Genomic DNA, 11466 nt, shown 5'->3' on the forward strand with positions numbered 1-11466 from the left:
ATGGCTCTGGATGAAATGAAAGTATCGATAGTGATTCCGGCCAAGAACGAGGCACAGAATCTGGCACTGCTGCTGCCAAACCTCAAGGCAACGGGTGATTTTTTTGAATGCATCGTTGTCGATGATGGCTCCAGCGATGACACCGTCAAGGTGTGTGAAGAGCACGGTGTCCTGGTCATATCGAATCCCTACAGCAAGGGAAATGGGGCGGCGATCAAAACAGGCGCTAAGGCGGCCAGGGGCGATGTTATCGTCTTCCTGGACGGCGATGGACAGCATCGCCCGGAAGATATCAGGCTTCTGTTAGCCAAACTCGATGAAGGTTACGATATGGTGATAGGTGCCCGCGGACGCAAATCCCAGGCCGACTCCTATCGGGCTATGGGTAATGGTGTTTATAACCGGCTCGCCAGCTGGATGACGGGACAGAAGGTGGATGATCTGACCTCTGGCTTTCGTGCCGTGCGTGCGGACAAGTTTCGCGAGTTTCTGTATTTGCTCCCGAACGGGTTTTCTTATCCGACTACCAGTACCATGGCGTTTTTCCGCTCCGGTTATTCGATCGGTTATGTGCCGATAGAAACATTGCCCCGCCTTGGTGACAGTCACATACATCTGCTCAAGGACGGCATTCGATTCCTGATCATAATATTTAAAGTCGGGACCCTGTATTCTCCGTTAAAAATATTCTTCCCGGTTTCCGCGGGTTTCTTCTTTACCGGGTTTTGTTACTACCTGTACACGTTCTTTACCGAGGGTAGATTCACCAACATGAGCGCGGTGCTGTTCATGACCGCTGTGCTGGTTTTTCTCATAGGCCTTGTGTCAGAGCAGGTGACTACCCTTATGTACAAGGGGAGCGACCACTAGCCTGGTCCTGTTGCCCGGGATAAAGCGCTTATTTTTCCCGATAGCTGGTATCCCGGGACTCGACGGTGAGTGAATATTCAGCCGGCATTCACTATTGAACCTGTAGACTGCCCCCTAATGTTTCAATTAACTGCCTGAAATAAAGGGGAAAACTATCTGTAACAAAGTGTGTGAAGGCGCGGGGCTGACTTGATTAGCTCGCAGATGTGGTTTAAGGTTATTGGCCTCAAAAATGCCATGCTGGTCCATGCACGTGAGGCTTACGTACTGAATTCTTAAAGCGCAGAGACCAACCTTTAGGGATCCTGGTGATCCGCTGATACAGGCAGGAAGGTGATCCGGCAGTAGAGGTGGTGAGGTGGTAAGGTGGTAGAGATGGTAGAGATGGTAGAAAAGGTCACACTGAACTTCTGGGAATCCGAAGGGCGGGGAACAGGTTAAGGTTATTAATAGAGAAGCAGGTGATTGAACGGACTCCAGCGGTTAAATCACCAAACGAACGCTGAATGAGTCGATTATCGAAACGTTTCAGGAACCGAGTTAAGTTGTGAGTATGAACCAGTATTGAGGGGAGACAAGCCCTCTGCTTAAGGAGTAGGAAATGAACAGATCAATCACACGAGTTTTGGGCATGATGGCCGTAACTTCGAGTCTGGTGAGCGGGCCGTTAGCGTTCGCCGAAGGCAAGACGCTCAAGGACGGTGTGTACACTGAAGCGCAGGCCAAGGCAGGGGCAATGGTCTATGATTCCAACTGTAAGACTTGCCATGATATGAAGTTTTACGAGAACACCCTGCGATCCTGGAATTCACAACCGCTGGTTTACCTGTGGGAGACTATCATGGGGACCATGCCGGCAGATAACCCGGGTTCCATGATGTTTGAGGAATACACAGACGTGCTGGCGTACATTCTCTCAGAGACTGGTTTTCCAGCCGGCGACACACCTCTCAATCCGGACGATGGCATGGATGCGATAAGCATCGTAAGGCCGTAAGTATTCAGGATCAATGGTAGTAATAAGCGGGCGCCACAGGCGCCCGTTTTTTTTTGATCCAGTCATTCGCTCATCTAATGAGGTCAGGAAATTTCCTGTCAGCGTGGCCGTGCTGGGCCAGCAGTTTAATTGCTGCCTGGGCGCAGTCACCTACTCCGGTAGTTCAGAACACTCGCGCAATATCCGTGCGATGGCATTGTTGTCCCGGGTCTCCAACTGCAGATCGTATTTCTCTGCTATAGCTTCCCAGGCACTGGCATATTGGCAATGGTATTCTTCCCGGGGCGGCAGGTAGCGGTCCGGACCGCGATCATTTTTCCTGCGGATTTCCCGTTTCTCCACCAGCATCAGATTCAGGGGATCGTTAGCGAATTGGAGTTTCTTGCCGGGCGGCCATTGATCACCGCCGTGGGTTTGGGCGTACAAACGCGGGATAATATGGTCCAGGTCGATTTGAGTGGCTACTGTGAAAGTCTTGCCAGTGTATTCGTCGAACCATTCACCGGTCCTGACTACGCAGTTGCGGGGATTGGTGAAGCGCGGCGTCGCCCGGGTGGTGAGCACCAGCATCTCCTGCCGGGTTGTCTGGCAATCAGCGTCGAAGTCTTCCTCGAACGACCAGTCGTCTTCGTTAAAGAATTTCTCTCTGTCCCGGTAGTCAGTAAAAAAGCTGTCCCGGCTCCCCCGATTAAAGGTATCGGGGGATTCGCAGCTGGGCATATGGCAGTGATACGAACTGCCCATGTAATGCCCGCCGTTAAGGTCGAGGTTGCCGGGGTGAGCGTTTGTGTGCAAGGCTGCAGATCCCAGCACAAAGAAAAGAATCATACAACCAGTAGAGCGTCCAGTCATGGGGGCACCTCATAGCGATTTCTAAGTCCGGGCCAGGATTGAGGCCGGGTTCGGGTCAATCAAAGCGCATTGACAGGTCAGTGGCTCGACAGTTTTTAGTCAAGGCGCCAACCGAGATGAAATCGACTCCTGTTTCAGCGATTTCGACCAGTGTTTCGTCATCAATGCCGCCAGATGCCTCGAGTTTAACCCGGCCGGCATTTACTTTCACTGCCTGGCGCATCTCTGCGATGGCAAAATTATCCAGCATGACCGTGTCCGCGCCCGCAGCAATCGCCTGGTGCAGCTGGTCAAGTGATTCGACTTCGATCTCAACCTGCTTGTCTGGATCCAGATTTCTGGCTGCCGCAATCGCTAGCGCGATCGTGCCACAGGCGGTGATATGATTTTCCTTGATCAGGAAAGCATCATAAAGGCCCATGCGATGATTAGAGCATCCCCCGACGCGAACGGCATACTTCTGAGCACTGCGTAAACCGGGCAGTGTTTTTCGAGTATCCAGCAAGGTAACGTGGGTATGAGCGACCAGACTTCGAAGTCGGCGGGCAAAGGTTGCTGTGCCCGACAGAGTCTGCAGAAAATTCAGTATGCTGCGCTCGGCACTGAGGAGGCTTCTGGCCGGGCCGGCGAATTGTGCTACTGTCTCACCGATTGCCAGGCTGTCACCGTCCCTGGCGTACCAGTCTACCCGGATCGCTGGGTCCAGCTGGGAGATAACCTCCACTGCCCAGGGAACCCCGCATAAAATGGCTGCCTCCCGGGTGATCAGCTTTGCCTTGGCCTGTTTTTCCGACGGTATCAGCGCGGCAGTGATGTCACCGCTACCAATATCTTCCCGCAGCGCCCGTGCAACAGTCGTGGAAATATCATCGGGGAGAGTAAGCTGCATGAGATTCGATTTAATAGACCGGATATTGGCGCAGAGTAAGTGACTGCCCTTGCTGGCTGAACTCAATCTGCCTCAGCGCGCTCATGCCGAGTAATATCGTTTCACCGGGCATGTTGGGTACGATGCTCGCGTCGATATCCAGCAGCGTGATCTGCCCCAGTTGCAACTCATCGATCTGCGTGTCGTAAACCACCGTGGCACCATTGGCGGTGGCCGCCCGGCCCGCGTACCCCTGGGACAGACCTGACGCTCTGGCCAGTTCCATCGGAATAGCCACATCCGTCGCACCGGTATCAAGCAGGAACTGGACAGGCGTGCCATTGATGGACCCGCTGGTTACGTAGTGGCCCTGGCGGTTCTGCTGCAGCACGACTTCCCGAACCCCATTGGTGTCGATACGGCTGGCGGGATTGCTGTTGGGATTAACCTGGCGCTCCAGTATCCCGTTAAAAAACAGCGTCATGAATCCCAGGGCCAGAACACAGGCGGCAACCATCATACCCCGGCCCATAGTTCTGGTTGTCTTATGTGGTTGTTGGCTGTTTTGCATGCCTGCTCACAAGTGTGAATCAAGTAGCGGATTATCCCCAACCCCGCGGCAATAATAAAGAAACCTCTGATTAATTACCGGGGGGATAGTGTGAACTGATTCAACAACACCGTTCAGCAGTAATGTTATAAATCATATACGGCTCCCAAGACCTTGATATTATGAATAAACGCACACCAAGCGCGCTCGAAAAGCCTGCTGATTTACAGGATCTCGATACCCTGGAAAAGATTCGCTGGTCGCTCAGGCAGCGCCTCTGTGAACACATGCGTCGCCTGAATTCAGACCTGTTTGATGAGCTGGATGATTTTCTTTTCTGCAGCGTGCAGCCTGATGAGCTGTCCGAGGCCAGTCCACAACTCAAGCTGATCCGGGAGTTTCGCAATAAAAAGCAGCTCTTCGAGGAAAAGTTTCTGGTTTCCATTGATGGTGCATTACAGTCCACCCTGGTGCCGGAGGTGCAGGATCGGAAGCTGCCTGCCGCCATTGGTGTGGATTCAACTGGCAGTTCGGCCTACGAAAAAATGGAAGCGGATCTTGCGCTGGAGCGCATGCAGCGCAAGGCGTTCAAGTTCTATGCGTCGCGCATTCGGGAACTGGGCAGCTCCGGTACTGATTCCGAACATGCTGAGGAGAATGGCGAAAACAGGGTGATTCCGGAAAACAGGGACATCCTCATCAAGAATACGTTGCGTGCACTGGCCTTCGCACAGCCGGTATTCCGGGTGCCGTTGGAAAGCCGCCTGGTTTTTCTCAAGCTGTTCGAACAGCATTTTCTGTTGAAAATGGACAAACTTTATCAGGATGTCATCAGCATAATAAACAACAAAGACAATCAGAAATTCGTTGAGCGACTTTATGCTTCCTCGACGTCAATTCACAAACGGCGCTCCAGAAGCCAGCTGGTGGAAAATCGCCAGGGTGCCCAAGGTAGTCGCAGTCGGGAACTCTTCCCGGTATCAAATCTCATCAGCGCCAGAATTGAAGGCATGCTGGACGAGTGGTGTAAGAACCCCAAGCTACCGGAGTTTGTTGTAACAATGCTGCGCCAGGACTGGCAGAACGTGCTATTTCTCCTGGGCTTGAATAAAGGTGTAGAAGCGCAGGAATGGCATGAAGCCAGACAGGCTATCGACAGGCTGGTGCAACTGTTGTCGGGTGAAACAGCGACCCAGAAACCTGCCGGCGACAGTGAGAAAGAGTGGACTGTCACCCAGGTCCAGGCACTGTTGCGGCAGGGCTTTGATTTTGTGCATAAGGATGCCGCGGATCAGGAAGCATTTTTTAACGCCCTGGGAGAGCGCCTCAATGTTGCTGGCAGACGTGCCGGGGACGCTGCCGCAGCGGGCAGCTCCCAACCGTCAGCTAACGCTGGCAGGGGTGCATCCAACAACTTTGCTGCTGTCAGTGAAGCTGGCAGGAAAATTCTCGACAGTGCTGACCTGGATGATTTTATAGCGCTGTTGAGTGATGACCAGGAGCAGGCAATCGCGGAGGTGGAGGAAGAAGCCATTTCCATGGACTACTATCTCACTATGGTGGATTCGATGGCAGACGGCGCAGCGGCCGAACTCAGACATGCTGACGAAATGGGCAAGTGCCGGATCAGGAAGTCCAACAATATTGAGAACAGTTATCAGGTACTGGATAAAAATGGCCGGGTGTTGCTGACCCGTGGGCGTGTGGGGCTGGCTGTCTCGCTGCGGGCAGGCGAAATCAGGCTGGAGGGACAGGAGGATTTCAATCCCGCACCCTCGGTCAGTCCGCCCTCCCTGGACGTTGTCTTAGCGACCCGACAGGCGACGACGATCAATTAGCAGCCGGTAAATTGATTAATGCCTGCCCGAATGGTTGATGTGGTACCATTTTTGGCCAGCTCAACCAAGGCAGGAAACCGGCTTGCAATCCCCATCCGCTATACAGGGCCACGTGCTGGTACAGGCACGTCAGATCCCTTCCCCTAATCAGAGTTCCAGGTCACCGAAAAGTGAAATAAGCCTGCTGGTTATTCACAATATCAGTCTCCCGCCTGGTGAGTTTGGTGGTAATCATGTTGATGAGCTGTTCTGCAATAGCCTGGATCCTAACTGCCATCCTTACTTTGCCGAGATCGCCCCGTTGCGGGTTTCCGCTCACCTCCTGATCGACCGGGCGGGAGATGTAACCCAGTATGTGCCGTTTGATCAGAAAGCCTGGCATGCCGGGCAGTCCTGCTTCGAAGGGCGGGAAAATTGCAATGAATTTTCCATCGGCATAGAGCTGGAGGGCACCGATGAAAGCAGTTTTACCGACGCCCAGTACCAGGCTCTCGCCGAGGTGTCCGGTCTCCTGATGCAACACTATCCGGCCATTACGCCAGAGCGGATAGTAGGGCATAGCGATATTGCCCCGGGGCGGAAGACCGACCCTGGCGAATGCTTTGACTGGGAACGTTATCTCGCTTCCCTGCCGCCTTCCAGGGGTTGACACAGGCGGTTGTGCTCACTGTTGGCAATTCTTTAGGTCGTACAGTTGTAAAACAATAAATCCCCTGCAAGCCAGGCTTTGGGGTTTGTTATTTGTCGCTTTTTTCAGTTCGAGCCATAGGCATTGATTGGTTTCAGCGCATCTTTCGCTTCACAAGGAATGCATTAACTGTCTGAAATAAATAGAAAAAGAATTCCCCCTCGTGAGGCTGTTCAGCTCCATCGAATCGTAGTTAAGTCATATAACTTATTAATACTCAATGGGAAAAAGCTGTGACCTGGGATAGACTCCGGGAAAAATGGATCAATTTTACATGGATCGACGGGGCAAAATTGAGCTAAAATAGCTTCGATCTTCAAATAGGAAAGTATTTACTTTAATAAACTGAGAGCGCATTCGATGAGCCAACAGGAACAGGACAATAATCCGCAGGAAACCCAGGAGTGGTTGGACGCCCTGGAAGCCGTAATCGACAATGAGGGCGAAGAACGGGCCTATTATTTACTGGGCAGATTGGGTGAGCGTGCGACCAGGTCAGGGGAGCATTCGCCTTACATCTCGGTGAATACTCCGTATCGTAACTCGATATCGCACCTGAACGAGGAGCGTATGCCCGGCGATATGTTCATGGAACGTCAGATTCGCGGGATCATCCGTTGGAATGCGCTGGCTATGGTGATGCGCGCCAACAAAAAGAACCCCAACCTGGGCGGGCACATTTCCTCCTTCTCGTCTGCCGCCACCCTGTACGATGTGGGCTTTAATTATTTCTTTCACGGACCGTCTGATGAACGTGAAGGGGATGTGATTTATTTTCAGGGTCATTCGTCGCCAGGTATCTATGCACGCTCCTTTCTGGAAGGGCGTATCACAGAAGAACAGCTGGACAATTTCCGCCAGGAATCCGGAGGAGAAGGCCTGTCCTCCTACCCCCACCCCTGGTTGATGCCGGACTACTGGCAGTTTCCTACCGTGTCCATGGGGCTGGGTCCCCTGCAGTCCATCTATCAGGCCCACCTGATGAAATACCTCAGTAAGCGTGGGCTGATGGACAACTCTGAGCGTAAAGTCTGGTGTTTTATCGGCGACGGCGAAACAGATGAGCCCGAGACTCTTGGTGCAATCGGTAAGGCAGGTCGGGAACAACTGGATAATCTGATCTTTGTGATCAATTGTAATCTGCAGCGGCTGGATGGTCCGGTACGGGGTAATGGAAAAATCATTCAGGAACTCGAAGGCATATTCCGTGGCGCGGGCTGGAACGTGATCAAGGTGGTGTGGGGAAGGCATTGGGATCCCCTGCTGCAGGCCGACGAAGATGGGGTTCTGCAGGCTCGTATGGATGAAGTGGTGGATGGCGAATACCAGAACTACGTGGCCCGTGGCGGCGCCTACACACGTGAGAATTTTTTCGGTAAGCATCCTGAACTTGCCAAGATGGTCGAGCACCTTTCAGACGACGACATCATGGCTTTGAATCGCGGGGGGCACGACCCTTACAAGGTCTACGCTGCCTATGCGAAAGCCGTGAAAGCAAATGGTCGTCCCACAGTGATTCTGGCCAAGACTGTCAAAGGCTACGCATTCGGATCCAGCGCCGAAGCGCAGAACACCAGTCACCAGGTCAAGAAGCTTGATATTGAGAGCCTCAAACGTTTCCGGGATCGATTCGGTATTCCAATAAAGGACGAGAATCTCGAACAGGTACCTTACTACCGGCCACCGGAGAACAGCCTTGAGCTGCGTTATATGCGCAAGCAGCGTGAACGGCTGGGAGGCCCTGTTCCACAACGGCGTTCGGCCAGCTACTCCCTCAAGGTGCCTGAGCTTTCCCTGTTCGAAACCCAGCTTAAGAGCAGCGGTACACGGGATTTCTCCACAACCATGGCGTTTGTCAGAATGCTTTCAAGCCTGTGTAAGGACAAAGAAATTGGACAGCGAGTGGTTCCTATCGTCCCGGATGAGGCGCGCACTTTTGGTATGGAAGGCATGTTCCGACAACTGGGGATTTACTCCTCGGTCGGGCAACTCTACGATCCTTCGGATTCCCATCAGGTGGCCTACTACCGTGAAGACACGAAGGGGCAGATGCTGGAGGAAGGAATTTCTGAACCCGGCGCCCTGTCAACCTGGCTCGCCGCGGCGACTTCTTACAGCGTCAACAACTACCCGCTGATCCCGTTTTACATCTATTACTCGATGTTTGGGTACCAGAGAGTCGGCGATCTGTGCTGGGCCGCGGGTGACAGCCAGGCGCGTGGCTTTCTGATCGGCGCGACTGCCGGCAGAACCACGCTGAACGGCGAGGGTCTGCAGCACCAGGATGGCCACAGCCACATCCTGTTTTCCACTATCCCGAATTGTGTGTCCTACGATCCGACCTACTCCTATGAACTGGCTGTGATTATTCAGGATGGCCTGCGTCGTATGTATAAGGAGCAGGAGTCGGTGTTTTACTACATCACCACGATGAACGAGAACTACACGCATCCCGAGCTTCCCAAGGGCGCAGAAGAGGCCATCATCAAGGGGATGTACATGCTGGAGGATGGGGACAGCAAGGAATACAAGGTCTCCGGCAAACCAGTCACCGAATCCCGGATGCGTTTGCTAGGTTCTGGTACGATCCTGCGGGAGGTTCGAGAAGCGGCGGTCATTCTTCGGGAGCAGTTCAAGGTGCCGGTGGATGTGTGGAGTGTTACCAGCTTCAATGAGCTGCGGAAGGAAGGGCTGGCTGTAACCCGTGAAAACAGAATGAACCCGGCCCGCAAGAAGAAAAAAACGCCTTTTGTTACCGAATGTCTTGCCACAAGGAAGGGGCCGGTGGTGGCGTCTACCGACTACATGAAGCTTTACGCGGATCAGATACGGGAGTTCGTCCCGGCAAGCTACCAGGTGTTGGGTACTGATGGCTTCGGGCGCAGTGACAGTCGCGAAAAGCTGCGCCACTTTTTCGAAGTTGACCGCAAGTTCGTCGTTCTGGCGGCCCTCCACGAGCTTCAGGCTGAAGGGGCGATCAAGGCCGACGTTATAAGCAAGTACATGAAGGAAAGTGGCATTGACCCGGCGAAAGTCAATCCGGTCACGAAATAACAGGAAATTGCGCAGGGTAACCATGCATCCGGTGGAAGCCGGATAAGTTAGGAGTAACAATCAGTGGCAACTGAAACGATTAAAGTTCCCGATCTGGGAGATTCAAGTGAAGTCGAAGTGATTGAATTACTGGTTAAAGTGGGTCAATCGGTCGCAGAGAATGATTCACTCCTGGTTCTGGAAAGCGACAAGGCTGCCATGGAAATACCGGCTCCGACCAGCGGCGTGGTGAAGAGCATAGCCGTCAATCTGGGTGATCAGGTGACCACCGGCACGGAAATTCTTACCCTGGAAATTGAGGGTGAGGCGGCCGGTGGTGGGGAGGAAAAAGGGCAGCAACCAGCTGCAGACGATTCCGGTGACGAAGGGGGAGCGGAACAGGCGGATGTTGAAGTCGATGAAGTGGTGGATTCTGCCGCTGAAGAGGCAGAAACCCCGGCAGAGCAGATCCTTAAAACCGTCGAGGTGCCGGATCTGGGGGGCGAGAGCGATGTGGAAATCATCGAGATACATGTGGCGCCAGGCGACTCGATAGCTATCGACGACCCGCTAATTACCCTTGAGTCGGACAAGGCAGCGATGGATGTGCCCGCGAGGCTGGCCGGGGAAGTCAAAGAGCTGAAGGTTAAGGTCGGTGACAAGGTCTCCAAGGGAGCGGCAATTCTCGTCCTGCTGGCTGCGGATACTGCGCCGGCGGCAGATGCGGCCATGCCGGATAAGCCAGCAGGTACAGCACCCGCTGCGGCAAAGCAAGAGGCTCAAGCCGTTGAATCTCGACCCGAGCCCAGGACTACCGCAGCTCCGGCAGCCACCACCAATGACGCAGCAGTCAGCAGCGGTGCCAGCATATACGCTGGGCCCGCCGTAAGAAAACTGGCCAGAGAGCTGGGTGTAGACCTGGGTCAGGTCCAGGGTTCAGGTGCCAAGGGCAGAATAATCAAGGAAGACCTGCACGAGTTCGTCAAGTCCCGCCTGTCCCAGGCGACTACAGCCGCTTCCGGCGGCATGCCGGTCTCTCAGGTTCCCGATATCGATTTCAGCCAGTTTGGCGAAGTGGAACAGGTTTCCATGAGCAAGCTGCACAGGGTGACTGCTGTCAATATGCAGCGCAACTGGTCTTCGGTTCCTCATGTTGCGCAGTTCAATGAGGCCGATGTCACCGAGCTGGAGGAATTTCGCAAGCAGCAGAAGGGTGAGTCAGAAAAGCGGGGTGTTAAACTGACTTTCCTGCCGTTCCTGCTCAAGGCCTGCGTCAGGACATTGCAGGAATATCCGCAATTCAATGTCTCACTGCATTCCAGTGGGGAATACTATGTCCAGAAAAAATACTTTCATATAGGCGTGGCCGTGGCGACGGAAGCCGGTTTGATGGTTCCGGTCATTCGCGACGTGGATAAGAAATCCCTGTGGGAGCTGGCTGCGGAGCTGGCGGAAATCAGCGAGAAAGCAAAGCAGCGCAGGCTGAGCAAGGAAGACATGCAGGGAGCCTGCTTTACCATCTCCAGCCTCGGCGCTATTGGTGGAACTGGTTTTATACCCATTATCAATGCACCCGAAGTGGCGATACTCGGGGTTGGTAAGACGGACATTAAACCGGTATACCAGGGGGGGCAGTTCGTGCCCCGCAGCATGTTGCCATTGACTCTTTCCTACGATCATCGGGCGGTCAATGGTGTTGATGGCGGGCTGTTCTCCACCTTCCTGGTCGGGTTGTTGGGTGATATCCGGCTGCTGCTGTTGTGAGCCTGG

The 11466-nt window shown here is 53.7% G+C and carries 9 protein-coding genes; 6 read left to right on the forward strand and 3 right to left on the reverse strand.

All coding sequences use genetic code 11. The features are described 5' to 3' along the window. On the forward strand, positions 1-870 hold the full coding sequence (locus R3F50_13955) for a glycosyltransferase family 2 protein (GenBank protein MEZ5491406.1): 870 nt from the start codon (positions 1-3) through the stop codon (positions 868-870). Between the two features lie 601 nt (positions 871-1471). Next, positions 1472-1867, forward strand: coding sequence for a cytochrome c (locus tag R3F50_13960; protein ID MEZ5491407.1), 396 nt, complete (start codon positions 1472-1474; stop codon positions 1865-1867). Between the two features lie 150 nt (positions 1868-2017). On the opposite strand, the gene R3F50_13965 is transcribed toward R3F50_13960, so the two are convergent. The 3 genes from R3F50_13965 to R3F50_13975 are packed head-to-tail and all read right to left on the reverse strand — an operon-like array spanning position 2018 to position 4158. Further along, entirely contained in the window at positions 2018-2719 is a 702-nt protein-coding gene (locus R3F50_13965; GenBank protein MEZ5491408.1) for a DUF1524 domain-containing protein, read from the reverse strand. Between the two features lie 55 nt (positions 2720-2774). Continuing rightward, entirely contained in the window at positions 2775-3608 is an 834-nt protein-coding gene (gene nadC, locus R3F50_13970) for a carboxylating nicotinate-nucleotide diphosphorylase (GenBank protein ID MEZ5491409.1), read from the reverse strand. Between the two features lie 10 nt (positions 3609-3618). After that, a complete protein-coding gene (locus tag R3F50_13975; GenBank protein MEZ5491410.1) occupies positions 3619-4158 on the reverse strand; it encodes a TIGR02281 family clan AA aspartic protease in 540 nt (179 codons plus the stop codon). A gap of 161 nt (positions 4159-4319) precedes the next feature. Here R3F50_13975 and R3F50_13980 point away from each other — a divergent pair, with 161 nt between their 5' ends. The 4 genes from R3F50_13980 (at position 4320) to R3F50_13995 (ending at position 11460) form a co-directional block, all read left to right on the forward strand. Then, positions 4320-5975, forward strand: coding sequence for a DUF1631 family protein (locus R3F50_13980; protein MEZ5491411.1), 1656 nt, complete (start codon positions 4320-4322; stop codon positions 5973-5975). Positions 5976-6057: 82 nt separating this feature from the next. Then, positions 6058-6624, forward strand: coding sequence for a 1,6-anhydro-N-acetylmuramyl-L-alanine amidase AmpD (gene ampD / locus R3F50_13985; protein ID MEZ5491412.1), 567 nt, complete (start codon positions 6058-6060; stop codon positions 6622-6624). Positions 6625-7023: 399 nt separating this feature from the next. Then, a complete protein-coding gene (aceE, locus tag R3F50_13990) occupies positions 7024-9717 on the forward strand; it encodes a pyruvate dehydrogenase (acetyl-transferring), homodimeric type (protein ID MEZ5491413.1) in 2694 nt (897 codons plus the stop codon). A gap of 63 nt (positions 9718-9780) precedes the next feature. Then, a complete protein-coding gene (locus R3F50_13995; GenBank protein MEZ5491414.1) occupies positions 9781-11460 on the forward strand; it encodes a dihydrolipoyllysine-residue acetyltransferase in 1680 nt (559 codons plus the stop codon). The last annotated feature ends 6 nt before the right edge of the window (positions 11461-11466 follow it).

The organism is Gammaproteobacteria bacterium (genome assembly GCA_041395725.1).
GTDB lineage: Bacteria > Pseudomonadota > Gammaproteobacteria > Pseudomonadales > Pseudohongiellaceae > NORP240.